We start from the raw sequence: 25,366 nt of genomic DNA, 5'->3' as shown, positions 1-25,366 counted from the left end.
CAGGTGATTTTCCCCACCGGGGAAATCACCGAAATCCACACAGGTGAAGTCTACAAAAGGGCGCCCCCAGGGGCGCCCTTTTGCATTGCTACCGCAGCAGGTGGGAGGCAGCATAGGGAGCAGGAACAGGACGTAGACGGTTCCCGAGGGAAGACTAAATGCCGGTTTTAAAATTTCTGTTCTGGATTCTGGTGGGGTGGCAAGGGGCGCTGGTGATCTGGCTGTTCAAGCGCGTGCCGTGGTGGGCCTTCTTTTTTCTGGCCTATTTCCTGCTAAGGTTCATGGGGCCAGAGTACGCAAAATACCAAATTGCGATGGAGAATGTCGTCGCTGATACCGATCCCCCACGCGCGCCGCTTGTATTGGTCGAAGACTTTGACGCCAGTCGAGATCTTGGTCCGATGAATGAAATTTTGGTTCAGGCTAGATGGTCCGAGGACCTGCCCGCCATCGCTTTTGATGGGGTATCAGTTATGAACTTCACAGTGCTCCCACTGTTGTCCACCGCCGAGGATCGGATTGCGGGGCTCGCCTTTGCCGGAAAGAGCGAGCGCGAGCAGCTGTTGCATCTGGTTCGCGCAGGTTTAGAGGCAGGGGCGCAGCTGCCTCTGCATGGGCGCTACGACAACGTGCCTTTTACCGACCAGCGCGTGCAAAAGGAGTTACAGCGCTATCGCAGCAGGTTCAATCGCTTGGGTTACGAGATTGGGGAGCATCTGGTCCTCATCAGCCCCTATCTGGACGGGCGCCGTGCAGAATTGGTTCGGGCAGCGGAAGCCAATAGATTCTGGGCGCGTGTGTTGATGGCCCTGGCGGGCCTCAGCCTTGTCTGTGGCACTGTAAAGCTTGTGCAAAAGCGCCGATCTGCCGCGGGCAAGATCAGCATTGGCAGCTCTTGAAGTCAAACCTCTTAGGTTGAGGCTAAGGGGGGCTTCCTGATATTGCTTTGCTATCTTGGTTCGGGGGGCCGCCCGACTGCGAGGTCGGCTTGATCGGTGATCTCATCCAGCGCGGCTTGCAGGCTGAGCCGCAGGGCCTCGGCCTCGGCCTCGCTGGGCTTTTTCGGCACCGGGTCGGTCCATTCCTGACAGATCAGCACGCCGCGTGAAAAGGGCAGGGGCAACATCTGTTTGTCCCAGGTGGGCATTTTCAGCACCCGGCGTTCGGCAAAAGCGACGGTAAAAACCCGGCAGCCGGTCATCCGCGCCCAGGTGATGGGAACCCCCGAGCAGACCCGTGCAGGGCCACGGGGGCCATCTGCGGCAATGCCGATGGAGCAGCCCTCTTTGGTACGGCGCAGCACTTCGCGAGACAGGGCAACATGGCGTTTGTGGCTCGACATCGGGATGGTTTCAAACCCCAGGCGCACCAGGATCTGCCCGGCCAACCGCCCGGCGCGTGCTGCGGATGTCAGGGCGCAGATGCGGCCCAAAGAGGTGTCAAAGATAAAGGGCGCCATAATCAACCGCTGATGCCAAAGTACAAAAATAACCGGCGCGCCGCTGGCCACAGCCGCATCCATGTCTTCACAGCCAGAGCGCTGCCAGCGCGATGTCCGGAAGGCAAAGCTGACATAGCGGGCAAAGAGCCCTTCAATCATCCGATTGAAACGAGGGCTGTCGGCAATTTTCTTTCGTAGGCTCAAAAGTCGGTCCCTTTTTCAACTGTCATAGAATACTGAACCGGCAAGAGCCAGTCTGGTTGAGCATTGGGGCAAAAAGCCAAAGGTTTCTGCTGATTTCCCTCTTGCGAGTCAGCGAGAGGTGGCTTAGGAACACCGGCACTGCAGGGGTATAGCTCAGTTGGTAGAGCGACGGTCTCCAAAACCGTAGGTCTCGGGTTCGAACCCTGATGCCCCTGCCAGTAAAATAAGGGCTTATGGCCCTTTTCGATCTCTCCTGAAAAACAGCTTCCCACAAAGTTTCCCGCGGTCACGTTCTGTTCGCGCAGTGCTTGAGCCTGCTTGGCTAGGATTTTTTGACTCGCGCCGCGTGAATTCTTCTGGATCATGGACAAACTTTTGTGCCCGGTGATGGCTGCAATCTGATGGCCGGTACACCCTGCCTCTGCCAACTCACCTGCCGCGCTGTAGCGAAGGCCATGCAGGCTGTCTTCTTCCAAGCCAAGCGTCTTTTTGATTTTGAGGATTTTTTTTCTGAATTAGATCATAGCGCACCTGGCGCCCGCATTTGTCAGACAGGATGTAGTGCAGGCTTTGCCGGGGCATTGCGCGAAGAGTCGCCCGCAAATTGGCAGTGAAGGGAATCCACAGCCTAACGCCGGTTTTGTTATTGGTTACCCTCAACACCAATAGGGAACGCGGTTCTCGTTGCCGCACATGCACAAATCGCGTCCCGTCTTCCGGGAACCGGACATTCGAGTTGTCGAACGCGGATTTTGCCCTCGATGTCGGCAGTGAGCCCAGAGTTACACTAGGCTAATCTCTAAGCGGGCCATTGACGAATGTTAATCTCGTGCTCGCCTCAACTTTGCGGGGTAATTTGGCGTCCGGTCCGACTGCCGCAAGCAAGATAACAGTTATCCAACCGTTTTCTTCGTCATACCTCGTCGTTCGACTGATCCTGCCCCGATAAACGCCCTTTTCATACGTAAGTGTTCCGAGCGCTTCTGCTTCCGAGCCTATATCTCCGGTCCGCTGAGTGGACGACGTCGCAAAAGCGCATGTGGCGAAATTTTCATAGTTGGTTGGCGCGATATCGCCTAAAAATACAAAGCTGTCGCCACGCTCTAATACGAAGGGCCAATTCAAATGTTCTTGAAGGTTGAACTGCAAGGCCAATTGCTCCGTCCAATCTTCCTCTGTGTTGGTTGAAGGTAGGCGAATAAGGGCGTTTGAATCCGCGATTGCGCGGGCAGCTCTTTCAAGGTTGGTGGATAACTTCCATCCAGCAGCCTCGAACTCCTCAAGTCTCTCCCGCGTGTTGTCAGCAAGTCGGGTACATATGCCCATTACGTCATCGACAGGCTCTGCAATCGCTTTCTCTGCGAATACCACAGCAGTAGCGAAAGAAATCATGGTAGCAACTGCATGGTGCCAAGCGATGTTGAAAATTGTTTTCGCCATAAAGTGAACTTGCCAATTCTTGAATCAGGGATACGCGTGAGTAAAGAAGCATGAAATGTTGGGGTGTGAAAGTCCGCTTCGTCCGCTCAGCCGCCGATGGTGTACCAAATGCGCTGGGTTACTCTACCAAAATTGTCAGAGGTCCGCTTTGTGCCCTTAACCACCAGAATTATGGGCAATCTCTCGGGAGATATGGGTTGCGTTTAATATCGAGACGTTCGAAGCGCATCCACCTCTTTGACCAGTTATAAACCTCGGCTTGTTCGTCAGAGGGTACGACGAGTATCGCATGGTAATCCAAAATGACCGTACCGGTCGGACCGGTGTTGCTCTCTACGACTTCGGCAAGGCGCATGTCCCAGACAGAGCTCAGCTCGGTGGTATAGCGAAGGGATTTGGGGGCAAGGATACATGAAGCATCAGTGTCGTTGGCCGATCCGATGTGGAAATACATGCTCAAGGCCGATGCCCAAGACCAGGCGGCGAGCAGAACAAGCATGACAGCCCCTGTTCCAAGATGGCTTTTCGAGGTTTGCCTGGGCGACAAAACATCCCTGATCAAAAAGATATAGCCCGCGAGCCCCAAAGCAAAGAAGAGCGTGATCGCGCCCTCCGCTGGCGTGCCGAGGGCGCCGGCCAAAAAGGTCAAGAGCGCTCCGCCTATCAAAGCTATGTATCCGAGTACCGAAACCGCTTTTGCGGGCCAGTGGCGATCCCCAAGGATCCTTTGGACAAGAAGAGCTGCGACCAGTCCAAGACAGAGGCCAGCTACGGTATAAATGACCCATCTATCAGCGGACGTCGGGAGCCAGCTGCTGATCCATAAAGCCAAAACAATGAACGAAACAGCGGCTTTCAAATGACGTCTTCCCCGATATTAGTCTACGCCGTGGCACGACTATGGTTATGGATTTGATATCTTGTCTGTACGCGTTTCCAAAGTCCGCTTTGTCCCACATTGCTGGCTTTCACCCGTAAAATCTAGCTGCAAGCCTCACCAATGTCCGTTTTTCACGCGGCACCGCAGCGGTCGAGGGCTGTGTTCCCAGGCCGAAAGGTCGGCTTTGCAGAGGTCGCTCTCTGCGCTTTGCTGCCATTCGCAGCTTGTGCAGCGACGGGCAGTATCTCGCTCGAGCTGTAGAGGTAGGGTAATCCCCCCATTTTTAATTGGGTCCAGCCGTAGAATTCACGCAGCCGTTTTCAGTTTCATGGCGGGTGTCATGCCGCCGATGCCCATGTTGGGTCGCTCGTTGTTGTAAGTCCAGAGCCATTGTGTTGCCTGGTCCTGTGCCTCCTCGATGGTTTCGAAGATGTATTGCCCCAGCCATTCGCCACGAACGGTGCGGTTGTAGCGCTCGATATAGGCATTCTGTTGGGGCTTACCGGGCTGGATATATTCGAGCCGCACATTGCGTTTCTCAGCCCATTCCATGAGCTTCCCGCTGACGTATTCTGGGCCGTAGCACGTCGGGAAGCAGCGCTGATTTTTGAGGTTATGGCCACGCGCGCAGCCCCCAAATAGCGAAGCGTGTGGCCATAACCGGTCTCAGGTCTCAACAGTGGTTTTGCATAACCACACTGCTGAGGAGACCGGCTATGACCGCCACCGATACTAACTCTTCGACCTTGCTGGTCGCCATCGATATTTCTAAGCATCGCCATGAGGTGCTGATCGCCATCCCTGGCAAGAAGCGCCGTCGCCGATTGACGATCCTGAACACGCTTGACGACTTCCAGCGTCTGTCTGCATCCCTTGCCAGCTACGACCTGCCGGTACGGATTGGGTTTGAAGCGACCGGCAACTACCACCGCGCGTTGGCGCACCATCTCGGGCAGGCCGGGTTCGAGCTGAAGTTGGTCTCCTCGGTTGGTCTGGCTCGCACGCGGGAAGCCCTGCACAACAGTTGGGACAAGAATGATCCCAAGGACGCCCAGGTCATCCTTCACATGCTGGAGATCGGCGCGGTGCAATTCTTTCATGATCCGATGGTGGTCGGGACCATCGACATCCAGGAACTCTCGAAGACGCACGAGATCGTCTCCCGATCGAAGACCGAGCTGTGGCACCGCATTCTCACCCACTACCTGCCACTGTATTTTCCCGAGGCCGAACGATTCCACCGAAGCTCGCGGACGGATTGGTTCCTTGCGTTCCTCGAGAAGTACCCATCACCACATATGATCTCCGCCATGGACCGGGACGCCTTCATCTCCGATGCCTGGGATGTCGTCGGCCGGAAGGTTTCCAAAGAACAATTACTTTCAGATATTTACGCCACTGCGGCCGCTTCGGTCGGCTTGCCAGTTCAGGCAGATTCTGACGCGGTGCGCATGTTCCGCCTCGTTCTTGCAGAGGGGCGCGGCCTCGTCCGGCAGCGCGATGCGATTGAGGCACGGGCCGTCGAGTTGTTGTCGGACCTGCCTGATTATCAGCTGCTGACCACCATTCCCGGCATTGGTCCAATCAACGCCATGACAATCCTCGCGGAGGCCGGCGACCTGCGCCGTTTCCGCCATCATCGCCAGTTCCTAAAGTTCTGCGGCATGGACCTCGCCACCGTCCAATCAGGCATGTTTCGCGGTCAGAGCCGTATCTCGAAGTATGGCAATGCTCGGCTTCGGCGGACGCTCTGGATGGCTGGCCAGACCGCTGTTCTCAAGCGGACGAACAGCTTCCGGGACAAGTTCGAACGCTACATCTCCAAGGATCGACACAATGCCCATCTGCGCCGCAAGGCCTACACCGCGATCGCGGCCAAGATGGCGCGCACCGTACACGCTGTGGTCAATCACGGCGAACCCTATCGCCCCTTCTTCGAGGGGGTGAGCCCAGGCGGAAGGACCTCTCTCTGACGAGCCGTGGAGGCAGCTTGCTGACCTCGTAGATAATGTTCGGGCCTTCTGCTTGGGATTTGGGATCTCGTATTGAGGACGGTGAGGGCCGCCAGTGCGCGTACCCTGTGTTTGCTATGGAAGAGATCATTTCTTGACGGCAGAGCCCGTCTGGGCAACATTAACAGGGCATCCGGAACTCCGGATGCCCCATGACCTGCTGACCTAAGCAGCCAGATCTTCCCAACATAGGACGTTGTCCACACGAATAGCTTGGGGCTTTCCGCGCCACTCAATGATCTGGTTCAGCGCACGCACGACACGTTCAGCAGGCAGCGAGAAGTCGACCTCAATAGCCAGTCCTTCGCGATTGAAGTCATCCAAGACGTTTAATGCCCTGATCGACCGGCCATCCGCCAGCTGATCCGCCATGAAGTCCATGGACCAAGTTTCATTTGGTCTTTCAGGCACAGCCAGTGGTTCCGGCTTGTCCCGCTTCAAGCGTTTCTTCGGCTTGATACGCAGGTTCAACGCCAGCTCACAGTAGACCCGGTAGACACGTTTATGGTTCCAGCCATAGCCCTGCACGTTGCGCAGATACAAAAAGCACAGGCCGAAGCCCCAGGTCCGCTTGTTAGCCGTCAAGCGTTCAAGCCAATCTGCGATCTCTTCGTTGTCATCGCTCAGCACAGGGCTGTATCTATAGCAGGTCTCGCTGATCTCGAACGCACGGCAGGCCAGAGCTATGCTGACCCCATATTGCGCAACTGCATTCATGGCCATCTCTCGCCGATGAGACGGCCTTAACGCTTTTTTCCAAGCGCTTCTTTCAGCAGGTCGTTTTGCATGCTCATCTCGGCATACATGCGCTTCAGACGACGGTTCTCTTCCGCCATATCCTTCATCTCGGAAATCAAGGACGCGTCCATGCCGCCAAACTTGGCCCGCCATTTGTAAAAACTCGCGCTGCTCATTCCGTGCTCGCGGCAAAGCTCAGAGACCGGCACACCGCCCTCCGCCTGCTTCAACACTGCCATGATTTGCGCGTCGCTAAATCGTCCATTCTTCATCATAAATCTCCTCAGATATCTTGCCGAGAAAATTCTACTTTGGAACACCACTATTTTTAGGGGGGATTACCGTAGCACCGCCGATGGCCCCTAAATCACGTGACGACAGGGGGGGGTGAAAGATCCAGTTTTCCCCAATCTTTCTGAGATCAATAAAATCGTACCTAAAAACACAGACCAAATTTCGCACAAGTTAACATTCCACCAGCAAGTTGGCTCACCATCATCTATGTGGAGTCTGATTGATGTCTTTCAACAAGTCTATCTTGGCTGCTGCGGCTTTAGCAGCGCTACCTATGTTAACGAGTGCAGAAGAAGGCGTGACCAGTACTTCTGTTGCTTTTGCCCAAGTCGCGGCCCTTGAAGGTCCTGCGGCGGCACTGGGCCAGGGCATGCGTCTTGGCATACAGGCGGCGTTCGAAGAAGCCAATGCTGCTGGTGGTGTTCATGGCCGTACAATTACTCTGGACAGCATGAATGACAACTACGAGCCCGATCGCTCGGTTGCGCTGGTGAAGTCCGTTGTTGCAGACAACAATCACCTGGGCCTGATCGGCGCAGTTGGAACGCCAACAGCCTCAGCGACCCAGCCAATCGCGACCGAAGCGAATATGCCTTTTGTTGGTCCCTTTACTGGCGCTGGCTTTCTGCGGGATGCGAGCCTTGGCAACGTCTTCAATGTGCGCGCGACCTATTTTGCTGAAACCGAGGCTTGGATTGAGTATCTGGTTGACCAACAGGGCATGAAATCCATTGCTTTGTTGTACCAGGACGACGGGTTTGGTCGTGTTGGTCTGGCCGGGGTTACCGCTGCGCTGGAACGCCGTGGCATGACTTTGGTTGCCGAGGGCACCTATACGCGTAACACCACTGCGGTGAAAAAGGCGCTCCTGACCATCAAAAAGGCCAAACCGGATGCGGTGGTCATGGTTGGCGCCTACAAACCGGTTGCCGAGTTCATCAAATTGTCTCGCCGTCTCAAGTTCAACCCAACCTTTGTAAATATCTCATTTGTTGGCTCCGATGCGCTGGCGCAAGAGCTGGGTGAAGCCGGTGAAGATGTGATCATCAGCCAGGTTGTGCCTTTCCCATGGGATACAGACGTACCAGCCGTTGCACAGTACCAAGCGGCCTTGAAAGCCGTCGCCCCTGACGCCAACCCTGGTTTTGTTACGCTTGAGGGCTATCTGACCGGTCGCCTCGCATTGGCCGCCCTGGACGCTGCGGGTGCGGATCTGACGCGGCAATCCTATCTGGAGGCTCTTGGCGGACTGCAAACGCTCGATTTTGGCGGCGTGACCATGACCTTTGGCCCGGACGACAACCAGGGCATGGACAGTGTCTTTTTAACCAGAATCACCAAAGATGGCGGCTTTGAGCAAGTCACTTCCGACGGAGCGTCCTGATCCAGGATCTCTGGCTCGGCGCTGAGGCGTCTTAAAGAAAAATCTGCCCGGTGGACGGGCAGATTCCACTGGGCCCTGCGACACCACTCGGGATCGCGAAAATAGGTACGAACATGACGAAGCAGCCAAAACAAACAGCCAAACGTCGCCGCCATCCCCTGTCCAGCATCAGGGCAAAGATGATCCTGATTCTTCTGTCTATGGCCGCAACGTCAGCAGCATGTGGGTTTGCCGTTTTCTTTGCTTTTGAACGCATTGCCGGAGATATGGACAGTCTCGCCCAGAACAAGCTCCCGCAAATGGAACAAAGCAGCCAGCTCATGGGGGCTGCCAGCACCACAAAAGATGCGATGGTCGCCGTGATGCTTGCAGAAACCCCTGAATCCCTGGATGTGGCGGCAGGCTCGGTAAGCGAGGCGGTTGCACAGTTGAAAACCGCAGTTGGCCAGCTCCCTGAGGTGCTAGGTTCTGAATTTGCGGAAGATGTTGTCGCCGTTGAAACCGCTCTGGCAGCTTCGATTTCGGCCCGTTCGACCGCTTTTAAAAACTCGGCATGGGTTGTGACCCAAACCAGCGAACTCCAAGAGAACAGCAGTATCCTGCAGGGAACTTTGGTGCAGATCGCGGATGATGCCTATTTCAATCTGACACTTGGCGGCGAAGATACCATGTCGTCAATCGAGGCCACCTTGATGGATCTGGTCGAAACAAAATTCGCAACCCTGCAAACACTTCTAGAAGCCCGTGCCGAGGTCAACCTTTTGTCCGGTGTCGCACTGGCCATTGGCCGCGCCCAGGACAGCGGCCTGGTTTCTATCCTGGCGGATTTGGCAAAGGCGTCCGATGCTCGTTTGTCGGATGCTTTGGACAGTCTTGAAACCAACGCAGCCGATATAATCGCGGTTGCCGAGTTGCGCAGTGCGAAGGATGCGCTGCAGCAGGCGATTGCGCAGGGCAACTCTCAAAGCTCTGCAATGCGGCAAGACGTTCTCTCGGCCCGCCAGTCCAGCGATGCGATCCTTGCGTCAGCTGTGGATGACATGGTTTTTGAGCTTACTCTTTCAGCCGATGACGTCAGTACCGGAAACCGAGATGCAATCCAAAGCCTGCTCGACAATGAGGTCGGGTTTTTGAACACGCTGTTGGAAATCAACACTTGGATCAGCAGCTTTCAGGTCGCGGCTTTGGATGTGGTGACATCCCCGGGAGTCGATGAAACGCGCCTGGCTGCAAAAGCTTTGGAACGGGCTGCCGAAGCTCTTGGGGGGTATATGGATTTCAATGATGGAATTCTGTCGGAATCCTTGACGGCGATGACAGCATTGGCAGATCCGGATCAGGGGCTTGCCGCCTTTCGGATTGCTTCTATTTCTGCAGATGCGACGGCCACAGTTGAAGCGAAGTCCACTGCAAAGGCTGTGCTTCAAATTGCAGGGCGCGCCTCACTGCTTGGGTCTGAAAGTCAGGGCGAAATCGAGGTCATGGCCGGAGAAATTTCCTCCGAAGTCGGGACTGCAAAAGCAAACCTTGAATATCTCTTGATGTTCTCTGGTGGCCTTCTGGTCGCAGCGCTTCTGCTGACACAATGGCTGGTTCAGCGCCCTCTGAATGCCATCAGCCAAACCACGGAACGTTTGGCCGATGGCGATCTCAGCCCGATTGCGGGTTTCGACAAGGCCAGTGATGAGATCTACAGAATTGCTCAGGCGTTGACGATCTTTCGCAACGGCCTGGTTGAAAAACAAGAACTGGCCAAGACTGCTGAAGCAGAAAGGGCGGCCCATCAGGCGCATCAAGCCGCAGCGGTCACTGCTATCGGTGACGGGCTGTCGCATCTGGCAAAGGGCGATTTGACCTACCGGATAAAAGAGGAACTGACAGATGGCTATGCCCAGCTGAAGGCAGATTTCAACAGCACCGCCGAAACACTTTGCAACACGGTTGTCGAAGTGGTCGCTGTATCCACCTCAATTCGCAACGGAGCCTCTGAAATCAGTCAGGCGTCGGATGATCTGTCACGCCGAACAGAAAGCCAGGCCGCGACCCTGGAGGAAACTGCGGCTGCCCTGGACGAGCTGACAGCCAGTGTGCGCTCGGCCGCCGAAGGTGCCCGTTCGGCAGAAGCAACAACACAGGAAGCGAAATCAGAAGCAACAGATAGCGGTGCCATTGTCGAGCGGGCTATGGTTGCCATGCAGGACATCGAGACGAGCTCGACTCAGATTGCTCAGATCATCGGGGTTATTGATGATATTGCATTCCAGACCAATCTATTGGCTCTGAATGCGGGTGTGGAAGCTGCTCGTGCAGGCGACGCCGGCCGTGGCTTCGCTGTTGTAGCCTCCGAGGTCCGGGGTCTTTCTCAACGCACAGCGACAGCGGCCCGGGAAATTACCGGTCTGATTGGCAAAAGCTCTCAACAGGTGAACTCCGGTGTTGAGTTGGTCGGCGGCGCAGGGGAGGCCCTGCAATCCATCGTCGACCGGGTGAGCAATATTTCTCGCCTGGTTTCGGAAATCGCTGACGGCGCCACAGAGCAGGCAACTGGACTGAATGAAACAAATATTGGCATTACTGAACTGGACAAGGTCACACAGCAGAATGCAGCCATGGTGGAAGAATCCACTGCAGCGAGCCATTTGCTAAGAAGTGATGCCGGGAAATTGTCAGAGCTGGTGGCACATTTTAACGTTTCAATCGACCTGGCTGGCGAAGACGAAGGCGCTGCCCAGGACTGGGACGTGGCAAACGATCATGAGGGCGCAGCAGTCCTTTATGGCTGATGACGATCATGGGCTATTGGCTGACTGTATCGTGTTTGTTTCGCGGTATGATTTCGGGTCAGCGGAGGCGGGTTTTGAATGTCAGCTTACAGGCCAGCAGGGCTCTGTTGCGCCAAGCCGAGGGGGACATCTGGCGAATCCAGAGCTTGGTCGCTGGCATGCATAAGCCGAAGACCCGCCCCGCAAGAACGCCAAGCCCTGGTTGTCTTTGACCGCCTGGGCGACCGCCCGGAACCAAGCGCTGCGTGCCTTGAAATATCGCGGCCGTGTGATTTGGCGAAAGTGGTGGAGCGGATAGCATAGCCGGAGTCGCACCGAGACAAGACGAAGATGCATTTCGTGGCGCTGTTTGGGCAGAGCTCACGGTACGCGACTTTGAGCGCCAAGTCGCAGAACTCCTGACCCCTTGCCGCCGCGCCGCAGTATCGCCGTGCTAAACGGCAACACCGCGCTTGGCATCCCGATGACCGAGAAAGTGCAAGATTACCGGGACCGTATAGCAAGTGCGCTCGGGCAAAGGGGGGTTCCCACCTTCACCGTTTGCGCGCAACAAAGTCCAATGGCGGACAACAGACCTTCAATCTGTTGTAACTTCACGACAGTCTTTTCAGATTTGGGCCCATATTGCCCCGCGTCTGGTTCCCCGATTGGAGAACCAGACGCGGGACCCTGGGCAAAGGGGGAGCCTTACGGCCCTCAGGGGGCGGAAACAGCCGGTGCGACGGATGGTGTGCGCAAGGGCCAATGAGGTGGTGTTGCACCCGAAACAGGTGTGTCTGTCACATCTATATGGGCAGGCGGCAGCCCCTGCAGATAGCGCTCATGGGCCATGTCAAACCCCTGCTCCAGACTCCGGGTGAAACCTGTGGTGTCAAACAAAGGCGCAGAGCGGCGATTGCGCTGCAGCTTGCTGCGCAGAGCGGCCAGTGCGTCCGGGTCCCTGGCCAGTTCCAGAGCGCGGGCCTCGTATTCGGCGGCGGATTTGGTGATCATCTCCGGCAGCCCCATGGCGCTGACCAGGCTGGCCCCAACCCGCGAGGCAAACTGACGCCCTGGCATGGTCAGGACTGGCAGTCCGGCCCAGAGCGCATCACTGGCTGTTGTATGGGCGTTGACCACAAAGGTATCGAGAAACAGATCTGCGGCCTGGTGTCGGGCCAGGTGTTCTTCCTGGGCGATGCGGGGCGCAAAGATCAGACGGTCAGGATCCTGGCCGCGCGCTGCAGCTTCGCGGCGCAAATTCTGTTTGGAGCTGTCGCTGCAGTCCAGCAGCCAAAGAACACTGTCCTCAACCTGGTCAAGCAGGCGCATCCAGATGTCAAATTCGACCGGGGTGATCTTGTAGCTGCTGTTGAAGGAGCAGAACACAAAGCCACCGTCCGGCAGGTCGCAGTCCTTGCGGGTGTACTGGTGACCCGACAGCGGCCGTTTGTCATCATTGACCTGATAGCTGTGCGGCAGGCGGATGAGATGTTCTTCGAAATAGCGCTCGCTGCCGGCAGGGCAGGTGACGTGATCGCCAATAAAGTAATCTATGGCGGTGCTGCCCAGGGTTCCTGGAAAGCCAAGATAGGATATGTGGGTTGGGGCCAGGCGATTGGCAAACAGGGTTGTCCGATTGTTGCCGGTAAACCCCTTCAGGTCGATGGCGATGTCCAACCCATCTGCGATCACCAGCTCAGTTGCCGCGGCGTCAGAGAGTTTGCTGATGTCCTTGAATCTGGTGACGGCCTGGCTGACGCGGCGGCGCATGGCATCTTCGGGCTCTGGGTCAAAAGAATAGGCAATGATGTCAAAACGGCTTTGATCATGGGCTTCAAACAGTCCTGCCATCAGACGCATCGTAGCGTGATCATGATAGTCCGAAGAGAAATAACCGATACGCAGCCGGTCGGGGCGCTCGGCCCCCATGAGTTCAACAGGCAGAGGCTTTGCAGGGGCGACCTTGGGAAGGAGCGTGTTTGCATAGGCCTGTGTGCGCAAGCGCAAGAGGTCTGGGTTGTCCTCAAAGGTGAGTGAGGCAAAGGCAGAGCAAGCCTTGCTCGTCAGCCCAAGCTGACGACGCACCTGTTGATATTCCTCAATCCAGGTCCAGTCATTCAGATGTGCCTGCACGTGCAATTTATCGGCCCGGGTGCGATCGTCGCCGGGATCGGCGTTTAGGATGGTCTCAAATCGTTTGATGGCGGCCTGTTTGTCCCCATCCAGAGATTGCAGCTGCGCCAGGTTGTATTGAGCACTCCGTAGCTCTGGGGCCAGTTTGGTGGTCTTCTCCAGCAAGGCCTTTGCCTGCTCCATGCGACCACTTTTGAGCAATACGGTGCTGTAGTTGAACAGAATTACCGGGTTTTCGGGTGCCAGCTTGGTGGCTTTTTCCAACAGTGGCTCCGCCTCGGCGATACGGCCCAGATCCATAAGCGTGTTTGCCATATTATTCAGGGCGCCCAGATTGGTGCCATCCAGTGAAAGGGCTTTGCGGTAGAGCTCCAGGGCATTGTCAGTTTCCCCCTGTGCACGGCGCACATCGCCGAAGGCGGAGAGCGCGGACGGATCCTTTGGATTCAGTTCGCAAGCCATGTTCAGAATGGTTGCTGCCTCATCCAGATTTTTTGACTGGAGATGGCATTTACCAAGGAGGGTCCAGAGAAAGGAAGACCTTTTGTGCGTGGTGAGAAGGGTGGTGCAGGCGCTTGCAACCTTGGCGTAATCGCCGCGTTCAAACGCAGCAGCCAGTTCTTTTTGCTGTTCCAGTGGAGGGTTGAGATCTTGCGCGATCTTCTTTTGTAAACTGGCCAACGCCGCTTGAGCGCGGGCGTTTTTGGGAAACTTGGCAAGAATGTCGCCATAGATCTTGGCGGCGTCCTCATGTTTCTTTTTCCGTTCCAGTCGGTTTGCTTTGGTCATGGATACAGCGATATTCATGGAATCCTATCTCATAGTCACGCACAGAGCAGCCGGTCATCGTTCTGAGACTTGAGGCTGCGTGTGCTGACGCTATTGCAAGGGAATTAAGATTGAGTTTCGACAAATTGATGTTGTGTTCCACAGCGGCAGGCGTCGGCATCTGCATCCGGGGTGGGGTCATTTCTGGACAGTGCAAAATGGTTTCCTGGCGCAAGGGAATTGTTTTCCCGTTCCAGCCCGCCTAGGCTGACCAAAACGATAGCAGGCAGACACGATGAGCGAGCACTCTTCAAACCCCTATGTGGGCTTGCCGGAAACGGCTTTCTGGAAGCGGGCGGTGGCGGCACGAAACCCGCTAGAGATTTCGCAGCTATGGCGTCCGAAATTCCCGGTGGCGCGCAAACATAAGGTGATCACGGCGGGATCCTGTTTTGCGCAGCACTTTAGCCGGGCGCTTGTGGCGCGGGGCTATGGCTGGCTGGATGCGGAACCCGCACCAAAGCTGCTGAGCGAAGATCAGGCCCAGGCCTATAACTACGGGATCTTTTCGTTTCGCACTGGCAATATCTACACCGCACGGATGCTGCGGCAATGGTTGGGCTATGCGTTTGAAGGCGAAGAGCCCCCTGCGGAATGCTGGCAGACGGAGGGGCGGTTTTATGATCCGCTGCGCCCGGGGATTGAGCCAGAGGGCTTTGCCGATATGGCCGAGTTGGAGGCCTCCCGCAGGGCCACGCTGGCCGCGATTCGCCGCGCTGTCACGGAGGCGGATGTCTTTGTCTTTACCATGGGGCTGACGGAATGCTGGCGCGACCGGGAAAGTGGCCTGGAATATGCCATGTGTCCCGGCACTCTGGCGGGCCGCTTTGATGCGGACCAGCATGAGTTTGTAAACCAAAGCTTCATCGGTATTCGCCGCGATATGCGGGCGGCGCTGAAAATTCTGCGCCAGGCCAACCCCAAGCTGAAGGTGCTGCTGACCGTCTCACCAGTGCCGCTGACCGCAACCGCCTCTGGCGAGCACGTGCTGACGGCGACATCCCATTCCAAGTCGGTGCTGCGGGCGGTGGCGGGGGAGCTGGCGGTAGAGTTCAGCCATGTCGACTATTTCCCATCCTATGAGATCATTACCCATCCCGCCTATCGCGGCATGTTCTACGCGCCCAATCAGCGCAGCGTGGTGGCCCAGGGGGTCAACCATGTGATGGAAAGCTTCTTTGCCTGCCAGAGCGAGGCCTTCCCCTGGCTGGCGCGCAAATCGAAACGGGGCGGACAGCCGTCGGGCGGCGGCAAGGCCGCAGCCGCAAAGGCGCGGGCGGTCAAATGCGACGAGGAGTTCCTGGATGCCTTTGGATAAGCCAAGCGCGGGCAAGAAAGCCAGCAAAAGCAGCAAACCCTCACCAGCGCGGAACCCGCGGTTTTGTGTCTTTGGCGACAGCCATATCGCCTGTGTCAAACATGCCTTGGATGAGGGGTTGTTGGACCTGGAAGGGGTTGAGCTGGAATTCTGGGGCGCACCGGGGCCGCAGTTTCGCGACCTGCACCTGGAAGACGGGCGTTTTGTCGGCACCAGTGCGGCTGCTCGCGACAGCCTGGCCAAGATCAATCCGGCGCGCAGCGCAGGGCTGGAGCCGCAGGCGTTTGACGGCTTCTTGTTCATTGGCTGCCGGTTGCGCGCCTCTGACTTCCTGGTGCCCGTGCTGGCCAGTCAGCCAGGGGCGCTGGGCTATCTGAGCCAAGCGGTACGCGATCTGATGCTGACACGTTGGCTGGAAGGTTGCCGCTGGTACCGCGCAGCACATGAATTTGCCAAGCAGCGCCCGGTGTTCTTTTCACCGGCGGGGTTTCTCAATGACGGGATCGTCAGCGAGGACGAGGTGGCCCGGACGGTCAACACCGAGGCAACAGAGGCCCAGCGTGACATGCTCTGGGACCAGATTGCCAAAGCGATGGTTGAGGACAACATCCAGCTGATCCGCCAGCCAGAGGAAACCGTGACCCGCGGTGGGTTGACCCGGGCCGCGTTTGCAACCAGCCTTGGCGATCAGGGCGATGACAGCGTTCATAAGAATGGCGCCTATGGGGCCCTGATCCTGAATCAGGCGCTGGGCGCGTTGCGCGCGGTGCAGAAGTAACCCTAGGGCTTGAATTCGGGCTCTGTTGGCGTTAAATGCCGCAGACCCTGCTAGCAGAGAGACACAAGGCACATGGCCACACTCAATCCCGTTCAGTTCATCCAGCAAGTCCGTGCCGAGGTGAGCAAGGTCGTTTGGCCTACCCGTCGCGAAGTTCTGCTGACCACAGTGATGGTCTTTATCATGGCGGCTTTGACGGCCGTATTTTTTGCCCTGGTTGATATTGTGATCCGCTTTGGCCTGCAAAACCTGCTTGGCATGTTTGGCTAAGCAGTCAAACCTGTGCCGGCTGGGGGCCTGCGATATACGCCCCAGGCCTGTGCGCAGGCAGGTGGGAGTCCTGTTTGCACAAAACCGGACCCGGCTCTTGATCTTGCCACCGTTGGCGGGTAGTTGAGCCAGAACCTCTGACGTGGGCGTGCGGCGAATCGTGTTGCGCGCCGATTTTTGTTAAAACGCTTCATGTGTTTGACAGGACCACGGCGGAAATAATTTTTACTGACGGCGTTGATTTTCTTTCGCGCGGCAAAACTAAGGACGGTCAAGTTCATGGCGAAACGGTGGTATTCGGTCAGCGTTCTTTCGAACTTCGAAAAGAAAATCGCAGAGCAGATTCGCACCTCGGTTGCCGAGCAGGGGCTTGAGGATGACATCGACGAGGTCCTGGTCCCCACCGAAGAGGTGATCGAGATCCGTCGCGGCAAGAAAGTCTCGACCGAGCGGCGCTTTATGCCCGGCTACGTGCTGGTGCATATGGAAATGTCTGACCGGGGCTATCACCTGATTTCCTCGATCAACCGGGTCACCGGCTTTCTTGGCCCGCAGGGCCGTCCGATGCCAATGCGTGACGCCGAAGTTCAGGGTATCCTGGGCCGCGTCGAAGAAGGCATCGAAGCCCCACGTACCCTGATCTCCTTTGAGATTGGCGACAAGGTCAAGGTCAACGATGGTCCGTTTGAAGACTTCGATGGTATGGTTGAAGGCGTTGATGACGGCACCCAGAAGCTGAAAGTTTCGGTGTCGATCTTTGGTCGCGAAACCCCGGTCGAGCTGGACTTTACTCAGGTTACCAAACAGAGCTGATCGTCCACCTGATTTTGGCTGGTTGATATGAACGGGCCGATCCAGATTTGATCCAAAATTGAAAACGCCGCGGTGCCCAAAGGCTCGCGGCGTTTTGCATTTTGTAGGTCTTAGCTGCCTGTGGCCTGGGTGAGGGGGGAATCCGTTCCGGCTGGTGCAAGGTCGAGAATGCCAAGCATTTCCATGCCGCCCATGATCGAATCCACCGCGATGGTCACCAGAACGATCCCCATCACCCGGCTGATGACGCTGGCGCCAGTTCGGCCAATGATCCGGTTGATGACCCCCGCCATCAGCAGCAGGACCAGTGTCAGCAACAGAACCAGCAGCAGCAATCCGGCGGTGATCGCCTGATCGGCGATGGTTTCGGTGTGGTTGTCCGTGAGGATCACAATGGCCAGCATCGCACCGGGTGAGGCAATGGAGGGCATGGCCAGCGGGAACACCGCCCCGGCCAAGTGATCGCGCTCGGCTTCCTGGATCTCATGTACCGGTTTGGCTTCGCCAAAAATCATGGTGAGGGCAAACAGGAACAAAACGATCCCACCCGCGATCTGAAAGGAGCCAAGCCTGAGGCCCAGCGTTTCTAGCAGGAATTGGCCACCCACGAGGAACAGGAGCAAGACCAGGGCGGCAATCGCCACAGCCCGCATGGCAAATCGGCGGTGAAGTTTTGCTGGCACGGCTTGCACTGCAAACAGGAAAACCGGGATCGTTCCCACTGGATCAATGACAACAAAGAGTGTCACAAAGTCTCTGACGAGGGAGGTCCAGTCCATTATGGTGTTTTCCTTTGCGGTGCTGCGGTTCCTGCGCATATGGGGGAGGTCAGGCACATAAGGCAAGTGGCGCGGCCTGCGTCCAGTGCCTGGTGGTGAAGATCTGACGGGGGATGCTGAAGGCTTGGGCGGCGTTGGACGCATCGATAGCACTTCTGTGCTTGTCTCGCAGGGCTTTGTGCTATACGAGCCGCCCTTATCGTCTTTGGGCGAGATTCTCTCGTGGGAGATTCGGGGATCGCGATCTTCGGTCGGACCACGCAACAGCAAACCGGATGGGACGCGTCTCATCCTCCGTTGAAAGGACAACCACATGGCTAAGAAGCTTGTTGGTTCGATGAAACTGCAGGTTCCTGCAGGTCAGGCAAACCCATCTCCACCCGTCGGCCCCGCTCTGGGTCAGCGCGGCATCAACATCATGGAATTCTGCAAGGCGTTCAACGCCAAGACCGCAGACATGGAGCCAGGTGCGCCTTGCCCAACCGTGATCACCTACTATCAGGACAAGTCCTTCACCATGGACATCAAGACGCCACCTGCGTCTTATTACCTGAAGAAGGCTGCCAAAGTTAAATCCGGCGCCAAGACACCTTCGCGTGAAACCGTTGGTACCGTGACCGCTGCTCAGGTGAAAGAAATCGCCGAAGCAAAAATGAAAGATCTGAACGCTAACGATATCGAAGCGGCGATGAAGATCATCCTGGGCTCCGCCCGCTCCATGGGCATCGAGGTGAAGTAAGATGGCAAAGCTCGGAAAACGTACCCGCGCCGCGCGCGAAGCAGTCGCTGGCAAAGCCAACCTCACCGTTGCTGAAGCCGTTGCTCTGGTGAAAGCCAACGCAACCTCGAAGTTCGACGAGACCATCGAGATTGCTCTGAACCTGGGCGTTGACACCCGTCACGCGGACCAGATGGTTCGTGGCGTTGTTGGCCTGCCAAACGGTACCGGCAAATCCATGCGCGTTGCGGTATTCGCACGTGGCCCCAAGGCTGACGAAGCCAAAGCGGCTGGCGCAGATGTGATCGGCGCAGAAGACCTGATGGAAAGCATCCAGGCTGGTAACCTCGATTTCGATCGTTGCATTGCCACCCCTGACATGATGCCCATCGTTGGTCGTCTGGGTAAGATCCTTGGCCCACGCAACCTGATGCCAAACCCCAAAGTTGGCACCGTGACCATGGACGTCAAAACCGCTGTTGAAGCGGCCAAAGGCGGCGAAGTTCAGTTCAAAGCTGAAAAAGGTGGCGTTGTACACGCCGGTGTTGGCAAAGCATCTTTTGATGAAGCCAAGCTGGTCGAAAACGTCTCTGCCTTTATTGATGCAGTTGCCAAGGCGCGCCCATCGGGTGCCAAAGGTGCCTACATGAAGAAGATCGTACTGACTTCGACAATGGGCCCCGGTGTGACCCTGGAGGTGGACGCCGCTGTCTCTGAGTGAGATCGCATTTTGTCGATGTGAATTGAAGATGGGCGGTGCCGCAAGGTCCGCCCATTTTCTATTGGGGCCGCTTCTATCGCGCTGTGCCGTGTGAGGGGCGGCGCGAGATAGGGTTTGTTTGGCGGTTATGTGGGTCTTGTCCCGTGGTGTGTGATTTACCACTTGGAAATCCCTCGAATTGGCAGTAATACGACCAAGAGGTAAAGCGTGCGATTCGTCGTGCGCTTTATTTCATTTCGTCCAAGATGGTGGGTGACCTGTCGATCGGGTCTTAATTTCCCTCCTGAGACGGGAGAGACAAAAAAGATCGAGGGTTCTTTTATACCTTCGGGCGACGTTGGCTATCCCTGTAAAACGGACTTGAACGTCAGGCAGTTTTGCCTGGCACATCAATGAGCCGGGGTGTTTACACCCCAAATTTGGAGAGAACTGTGGATAGAGCCCAGAAAGAGAAATTGGTCGAGGAACTCGGCCAGATCTTCGAAAGCTCTGGCGTCGTGGTGGTTGCTCACTACGCCGGTCTTACAGTTGCTGATATGCAGGACCTACGAGCGCGCGCAAGCGATGCTGGTAGTGCCGTGCGTGTTGCCAAAAACAGGCTCGCCAAAATCGCCCTCGAGGGTAAGTCATGTGAAAGCATTTCTAACCTGCTGACGGGGATGACCGTTCTGACCTATTCTGAGGACCCTGTGGCAGCTGCCAAAGTGGCCGAAGATTTCGCCAAAGAGAACAAGAAATTCGAAATTCTTGGCGGCGCAATGGGTGAGAACGCTCTGGACCGGGCTGGTGTTACAGCTGTGTCGAAAATGCCTTCGCGCGACGAGCTTATTGCTCAGATCGCAAGCTGCATCGGCGCACCTGCAAGCAACATCGCTGGGGCCATTGGCGCACCTGCAAGCAATATCGCAAGCATTCTTTCGACCATCGAAGAGAAGGCGGAAGCTGCGTAAGCGGTTAGCACTGAATGACTGGCGTGGGGAAATATCCCATGCGTTGGAACACATACACTGAACACGGAAAGAGCTGATACAATGGCTGATCTGAAAGCACTCGCAGAAAGCATCGTGGGTCTGACCCTGCTGGAAGCACAAGAACTGAAAACCATCCTCAAAGACGAGTATGGCATCGAGCCCGCCGCTGGCGGCGCAGTGATGATGGCAGGCCCCGCCGATGGCGCCGCTGCCGAAGAAGAAAAAACTGAATTCGACGTCGTTCTGAAGAACGCCGGCGCATCCAAAATCAACGTGATCAAAGAAGTTCGCGGCATCACCGGTCTTGGCCTGAAAGAAGCCAAAGAGCTGGTTGAAGCTGGCGGCAAGATCAAAGAAGGCGTGTCGAAAGACGAAGCCGAAGACGTCAAAGGCAAGCTGGAAGCAGCTGGCGCCGAAGTCGAAGTGGCCTAAGCCATTTTGTCTGGGGATTTGGTCAGGTTTCCCTGACCCTTCCTTATATATTTCAGGCTGGATCCGAAGAAATTCGGGTCCAGCCGAATCTGTCTTAGAAAGGGCCATTGTTAACGGTCCTTTCTCAGGCGCGGTTCAACGGATCGGGAGGCCGCCATTCGGGACGGTGGCCATGAATAGATCCAACCACGCTGTCTCGTATGGGCAAGATGCTGTGGCCCGGCAGCAGTCTTGACCGGTGAGAACTCGAAAGGTGACATCTGACATGGCTCAAACGTTCCTTGGCCAGAAACGTCTACGCAAATATTATGGCAAAATCCGCGAAGTGCTGGATATGCCGAACCTCATTGAGGTTCAAAAATCGTCCTACGACCTGTTTCTCCGTTCCGGAGATTCCCCAGAGCCGCTCGACGGCGAGGGCATCAAGGGCGTATTCCAGTCGGTTTTCCCGATCAAGGATTTCAACGAAACCTCCGTTCTGGAGTTCGTGAAATACGCGTTTGAGAAACCCAAATACGACGTCGAAGAATGCATGCAGCGCGACATGACCTATTCAGCACCGCTGAAGGTTACTCTGCGTCTGATCGTGTTTGATACCGACGAAGATACAGGCGCCAAGTCGGTCAAGGACATCAAAGAGCAGGACGTCTTCATGGGCGATATGCCCCTGATGACCCCCAACGGCACCTTTGTTGTCAATGGCACCGAGCGTGTTATCGTCTCCCAGATGCACCGGTCGCCCGGCGTGTTCTTTGACCACGACAAGGGCAAGACGCATTCCTCTGGTAAGCTGCTGTTTGCCTGCCGCATCATCCCGTACCGCGGCTCCTGGCTGGACTTTGAATTCGACGCCAAAGACATCGTCTTTGCCCGGATTGACCGTCGCCGCAAACTGCCTGTGACCACCCTGCTTTATGCGCTGGGGCTGGACCAGGAAGCCATCATGGATGCCTATTACAACACGGTGAACTACTCGCTCGATCCGAGCCGTGGTTGGGTGACTCCCTTCTTCCCCGATCGTGTCCGTGGCACCCGTCCGACCTATGATCTGGTTGATGCGGCCTCGGGTGAGGTTTTTGCTGAAGCCGGTAAAAAGGTCACGCCGCGCGCTGTGAAGAAAATGATCGACGAGGGCGCGATCAAAAATCTTCTGGTTCCGTTTGAGAATATCATCGGCAAGTTTGTCGCCAAGGATATCATCAACGAAGAAAACGGTGCGATCTACGTTGAGGCCGGCGATGAGCTGACCATGGAATACGACAAAGGCGGCGACATCATTGGTGGCACCGTCAAGGAATTGATGGATGCCGGGATCACCGACATTCCTGTTCTGGACATCGACAACGTCAATGTCGGCCCCTACATGCGCAACACCATGGCGGCGGATAAAAACATGGGTCGCGACACCGCGCTCATGGATATCTACCGTGTGATGCGCCCGGGCGAACCCCCCACCGTCGAAGCAGCCTCGGCGCTGTTTGACACCTTGTTCTTTGATAGCGAACGCTATGATCTCTCGGCCGTTGGTCGGGTGAAAATGAACATGCGCCTGGCGCTGGACGCCGAAGACACTCAGCGGACCCTGCGCAAGGAAGACATCGTTTCCTGCATCAAGGCCCTGGTTGATCTGCGTGACGGTCGTGGCGGCATTGATGACATTGACCACCTTGGCAACCGTCGTGTGCGTTCTGTTGGCGAACTGATGGAAAACCAGTACCGCGTTGGTCTGTTGCGCATGGAGCGCGCGATCAAAGAGCGGATGTCTTCTGTTGAGATCGACACTGTGATGCCACAGGATCTGATCAACGCCAAACCCGCCGCGGCTGCGGTACGTGAATTCTTTGGCTCCTCGCAGCTGTCGCAGTTCATGGACCAAACCAACCCGCTGTCGGAAGTCACCCACAAACGCCGTCTCTCGGCGCTTGGGCCTGGCGGTCTGACCCGTGAGCGTGCCGGTTTTGAAGTGCGAGATGTGCACCCGACCCACTATGGCCGGATGTGTCCCATTGAAACGCCGGAAGGCCCGAACATTGGTCTGATCAACTCGCTGGCGACCTTTGCCCGTGTCAACAAGTATGGCTTCATCGAAACACCCTACCGGGTTGTGAACGAAGGTCAGGTCACTGACGAAGTGCACTACATGTCGGCGACCGAAGAAATGCGCCACACTGTGGCGCAGGCCAACGCCTCGCTGGATGAAAACGGCAAGTTCACCAATGATCTGGTGTCGACCCGTCAGTCCGGTGACTACACGCTGGCGCCAAGCGAAAGCGTTGATCTGATCGACGTGTCGCCCAAACAGCTGGTCTCGGTTGCGGCTTCGCTTATTCCGTTCTTGGAAAATGACGATGCGAACAGGGCCTTGATGGGCTCGAACATGCAACGTCAGGCGGTTCCACTTCTGCGTGCTGAGGCCCCACTGGTGGGCACCGGTATCGAAGAAGTTGTGGCGCGGGATTCTGGTGCGGCGATCATGGCGAAACGCGGTGGTGTCATCGACCAGGTCGATGCCCAACGTATCGTTATCCGTGCCACATCTGACCTGGAACTGGGCGACGCAGGCGTAGACATCTACCGCATGCGCAAGTTCCAGCGCTCGAACCAGAACACCTGCATCAACCAGCGTCCGCTGGTGCGTGTGGGTCAGGAAGTCCGCAAGGGCGAAGTTATTGCCGATGGCCCCTCCACCGATATCGGTGAACTGGCGCTGGGTAAAAACGTCGTCGTGGCCTTCATGCCCTGGAATGGCTACAACTACGAAGACTCCATTCTGATCTCCGAGCGTATCGCCCGGGACGACGTCTTTACCTCGATCCACATCGAGGAATTCGAAGTCGCCGCACGTGATACCAAGCTGGGCCCAGAAGAGATCACCCGTGACATCCCCAACGTTGGTGAAGAAGCGCTGCGCAACCTCGACGAGGCGGGCATCGTGTACATCGGCGCTGATGTTGAACCCGGTGATATCCTGGTCGGCAAGATCACACCAAAGGGTGAAAGCCCGATGACGCCAGAAGAAAAACTGCTGCGCGCCATCTTTGGTGAGAAAGCTTCGGATGTTCGCGACACCTCGCTGCGGGTGAAGCCTGGTGACTACGGCACAATCGTCGAAGTCCGCGTCTTCAACCGTCACGGCGTCGAAAAAGACGAACGTGCGTTGCAGATCGAACGGGAAGAGGTCGAACGTCTGGCCCGTGACCGCGACGATGAACTCGCGATCCTGGACCGCAACATCTACGCCCGTCTGCGCAGCATGCTGCTGGGTAAAGTGGCCGTCAAAGGCCCCAAAGGTATCCGTACCGGGACCCCCATTGACGAAGATGCCCTGTCACAGCTGAGCCGTGGCCAGTGGTGGATGGTTGCCCTCGAAGAAGAAGAGGACGCCAAGGTTGTTGAGGCCCTGAACGAGCAGTACGAAGCGCAGAAACGCGCGCTCGATGCCCGTTTTGAAGACAAGGTCGAAAAAGTCCGCCGTGGTGACGATCTGCCACCCGGTGTGATGAAGATGGTCAAAGTCTTTATCGCCGTGAAGCGTAAGCTTCAGCCGGGTGATAAAATGGCTGGTCGTCACGGCAACAAAGGTGTGATCTCGAAAGTGGTTCCCATGGAGGACATGCCGTTCCTTCAGGATGGTACCCCTGTCGATTTCTGTCTGAACCCGCTGGGTGTTCCGTCGCGGATGAACGTTGGTCAGATTCTTGAAACGCATATGGGCTGGGCCGCACGCGGTCTGGGCATCCAGGTGGATGATGCGCTGCAGGAATACCGTCGCTCCGGCGATATGACCCCCGTGCGTGATGCGATGAAACATGCCTATGGTGAAAACGTCTATGAAGAAGGCCTTGCGGACATGTCCGAAGAGGATCTTCTTGAGGCGGCAGGCAATGTGACCCGCGGCGTGCCGATTGCGACACCTGTCTTTGATGGTGCCAAAGAGGCTGACGTGAACGACGCGCTGGTGCGTGCCGGGTTCGACACCTCCGGTCAGTCGGTTCTGTATGATGGTCGTACCGGTGAGCAGTTTGCCCGCCCAGTGACCGTCGGCATGAAGTATCTGCTGAAACTGCATCACCTGGTTGACGACAAAATCCACGCCCGTTCCACAGGCCCATACTCGCTGGTTACCCAGCAGCCATTGGGTGGTAAGGCGCAGTTTGGTGGTCAGCGTTTCGGGGAAATGGAAGTCTGGGCTCTGGAAGCCTATGGCGCCGCCTATACCCTGCAGGAAATGCTCACCGTCAAATCGGATGACGTTGCCGGTCGGACCAAGGTCTATGAATCGATCGTCAAAGGCGAGGACAACTTTGAAGCGGGCGTGCCCGAAAGCTTCAACGTTCTGGTCAAAGAAGTCCGTGGCCTCGGTCTGAACATGGAACTCCTGGATGCGGAGGAAGAGGAGTAAGGGCGCCCGCCCTTACTTCCACTCCCCCCTTCCGCACAAATTTGA

The 25,366-nt window shown here is 56.5% G+C and carries 18 protein-coding genes, 1 tRNA gene and 3 pseudogenes; 15 read left to right on the top strand and 7 right to left on the bottom strand.

Annotated elements, in window-relative coordinates:
- Positions 1 to 158 precede the first annotated feature (158 nt).
- Entirely contained in the window at positions 159 to 899 is a 741-nt protein-coding gene (locus tag JZI28_RS17040; RefSeq protein WP_375698372.1) for a hypothetical protein, read from the top strand.
- A 50-nt stretch (positions 900 to 949) separates the two neighbouring features.
- Here the strand turns inward: JZI28_RS17040 and JZI28_RS17035 are convergent, their stop codons facing one another.
- On the bottom strand, positions 950 to 1,645 hold the full coding sequence (locus tag JZI28_RS17035) for a lysophospholipid acyltransferase family protein (protein ID WP_375698371.1): 696 nt from the start codon (positions 1,643 to 1,645) through the stop codon (positions 950 to 952).
- A 142-nt stretch (positions 1,646 to 1,787) separates the two neighbouring features.
- Here JZI28_RS17035 and JZI28_RS17030 point away from each other — a divergent pair.
- Positions 1,788 to 1,863 (top strand) — tRNA-Trp (locus JZI28_RS17030).
- Between the two features lie 574 nt (positions 1,864 to 2,437).
- On the opposite strand, the gene JZI28_RS17025 is transcribed toward JZI28_RS17030, so the two are convergent.
- The 3 genes and pseudogenes from JZI28_RS17025 to JZI28_RS17015 all read right to left on the bottom strand — a co-directional run.
- Positions 2,438 to 3,085, bottom strand: coding sequence for a hypothetical protein (locus tag JZI28_RS17025; protein ID WP_375698370.1), 648 nt, complete (start codon positions 3,083 to 3,085; stop codon positions 2,438 to 2,440).
- Between the two features lie 169 nt (positions 3,086 to 3,254).
- Positions 3,255 to 3,734, bottom strand: coding sequence for a hypothetical protein (locus JZI28_RS17020; RefSeq protein WP_375698369.1), 480 nt, complete (start codon positions 3,732 to 3,734; stop codon positions 3,255 to 3,257).
- A 537-nt stretch (positions 3,735 to 4,271) separates the two neighbouring features.
- A pseudogene (locus JZI28_RS17015) lies at positions 4,272 to 4,544 on the bottom strand (transposase); the annotation flags it as partial.
- A gap of 137 nt (positions 4,545 to 4,681) precedes the next feature.
- Between JZI28_RS17015 and JZI28_RS17010 the strand changes: the two are divergent.
- A complete protein-coding gene (locus JZI28_RS17010; RefSeq protein WP_375698368.1) occupies positions 4,682 to 5,938 on the top strand; it encodes an IS110 family transposase in 1,257 nt (418 codons plus the stop codon).
- Positions 5,939 to 6,172: 234 nt separating this feature from the next.
- On the opposite strand, the pseudogene JZI28_RS17005 reads toward JZI28_RS17010, so the two are convergent.
- Positions 6,173 to 6,987, bottom strand: a pseudogene (locus JZI28_RS17005) (IS3 family transposase); the annotation flags it as partial.
- Between the two features lie 245 nt (positions 6,988 to 7,232).
- Here JZI28_RS17005 and JZI28_RS17000 point away from each other — a divergent pair.
- The 3 genes and pseudogenes from JZI28_RS17000 to JZI28_RS16990 all read left to right on the top strand — a co-directional run.
- A complete protein-coding gene (locus JZI28_RS17000; RefSeq protein WP_375698367.1) occupies positions 7,233 to 8,393 on the top strand; it encodes an ABC transporter substrate-binding protein in 1,161 nt (386 codons plus the stop codon).
- A gap of 179 nt (positions 8,394 to 8,572) precedes the next feature.
- Complete coding sequence (locus tag JZI28_RS16995; protein ID WP_375698366.1) at positions 8,573 to 11,176, top strand: methyl-accepting chemotaxis protein; 2,604 nt, start codon at positions 8,573 to 8,575, stop codon at positions 11,174 to 11,176.
- A 175-nt stretch (positions 11,177 to 11,351) separates the two neighbouring features.
- Positions 11,352 to 11,654: pseudogene (locus tag JZI28_RS16990) on the top strand (IS5/IS1182 family transposase); the annotation flags it as partial.
- 218 nt (positions 11,655 to 11,872) lie between these two features.
- On the opposite strand, the gene JZI28_RS16985 reads toward JZI28_RS16990, so the two are convergent.
- Positions 11,873 to 14,098 carry a tetratricopeptide repeat protein gene (locus JZI28_RS16985; RefSeq protein ID WP_375698365.1) on the bottom strand — a complete coding sequence of 742 codons (2,226 nt, stop codon included), beginning with the start codon at positions 14,096 to 14,098 and terminating at the stop codon, positions 11,873 to 11,875.
- A 256-nt stretch (positions 14,099 to 14,354) separates the two neighbouring features.
- Here JZI28_RS16985 and JZI28_RS16980 point away from each other — a divergent pair, with 256 nt between their 5' ends.
- The 4 genes from JZI28_RS16980 (at position 14,355) to nusG (ending at position 17,298) form a co-directional block, all read left to right on the top strand.
- Positions 14,355 to 15,437, top strand: coding sequence for a GSCFA domain-containing protein (locus tag JZI28_RS16980; RefSeq protein ID WP_375698364.1), 1,083 nt, complete (start codon positions 14,355 to 14,357; stop codon positions 15,435 to 15,437).
- The gene (locus JZI28_RS16975; protein WP_375698363.1) at positions 15,424 to 16,215 is read left to right on the top strand and encodes a hypothetical protein; all 792 of its coding nucleotides are present in this window, start codon (positions 15,424 to 15,426) and stop codon (positions 16,213 to 16,215) included. The genes JZI28_RS16980 and JZI28_RS16975 overlap by 14 nt, the downstream gene beginning before the upstream one ends.
- 72 nt (positions 16,216 to 16,287) lie before the next feature.
- Positions 16,288 to 16,485, top strand: a complete 198-nt coding sequence (gene secE, locus JZI28_RS16970) for a preprotein translocase subunit SecE (protein ID WP_295455787.1) — start codon at positions 16,288 to 16,290, stop codon at positions 16,483 to 16,485.
- A gap of 279 nt (positions 16,486 to 16,764) precedes the next feature.
- On the top strand, positions 16,765 to 17,298 hold the full coding sequence (gene nusG / locus JZI28_RS16965) for a transcription termination/antitermination protein NusG (protein ID WP_295455785.1): 534 nt from the start codon (positions 16,765 to 16,767) through the stop codon (positions 17,296 to 17,298).
- A gap of 110 nt (positions 17,299 to 17,408) precedes the next feature.
- On the opposite strand, the gene JZI28_RS16960 is transcribed toward nusG, so the two are convergent.
- Positions 17,409 to 18,077, bottom strand: a complete 669-nt coding sequence (locus tag JZI28_RS16960; RefSeq protein WP_375698362.1) for a MarC family protein — start codon at positions 18,075 to 18,077, stop codon at positions 17,409 to 17,411.
- Positions 18,078 to 18,390: 313 nt separating this feature from the next.
- Between JZI28_RS16960 and rplK the strand changes: the two genes are divergently transcribed.
- From rplK to rpoB, 5 genes are all read left to right on the top strand, one after another.
- Positions 18,391 to 18,816 carry a 50S ribosomal protein L11 gene (gene rplK / locus JZI28_RS16955; RefSeq protein ID WP_009810689.1) on the top strand — a complete coding sequence of 142 codons (426 nt, stop codon included), beginning with the start codon at positions 18,391 to 18,393 and terminating at the stop codon, positions 18,814 to 18,816.
- A gap of 1 nt (position 18,817) precedes the next feature.
- Positions 18,818 to 19,516 (top strand): 50S ribosomal protein L1, encoded by a 699-nt coding sequence (gene rplA, locus JZI28_RS16950; RefSeq protein WP_375698361.1) that lies wholly within the window; start codon positions 18,818 to 18,820, stop codon positions 19,514 to 19,516.
- A 431-nt stretch (positions 19,517 to 19,947) separates the two neighbouring features.
- Positions 19,948 to 20,466 (top strand): 50S ribosomal protein L10, encoded by a 519-nt coding sequence (rplJ, locus tag JZI28_RS16945; protein WP_295455778.1) that lies wholly within the window; start codon positions 19,948 to 19,950, stop codon positions 20,464 to 20,466.
- An 81-nt stretch (positions 20,467 to 20,547) separates the two neighbouring features.
- Positions 20,548 to 20,919, top strand: coding sequence for a 50S ribosomal protein L7/L12 (gene rplL / locus JZI28_RS16940; protein WP_295455777.1), 372 nt, complete (start codon positions 20,548 to 20,550; stop codon positions 20,917 to 20,919).
- A 265-nt stretch (positions 20,920 to 21,184) separates the two neighbouring features.
- Positions 21,185 to 25,321 carry a DNA-directed RNA polymerase subunit beta gene (rpoB, locus tag JZI28_RS16935; RefSeq protein WP_353397737.1) on the top strand — a complete coding sequence of 1,379 codons (4,137 nt, stop codon included), beginning with the start codon at positions 21,185 to 21,187 and terminating at the stop codon, positions 25,319 to 25,321.
- Positions 25,322 to 25,366: the final 45 nt, after the last annotated feature.

The organism is Pseudophaeobacter sp. TrK17 (genome assembly GCF_042192375.1).
In the GTDB taxonomy this organism is placed as follows: Bacteria; Pseudomonadota; Alphaproteobacteria; order Rhodobacterales; family Rhodobacteraceae; genus Pseudophaeobacter.
Note: the sequence above shows the minus strand (reverse complement) of the source record. Positions and strands in the feature narration are given on the sequence as shown.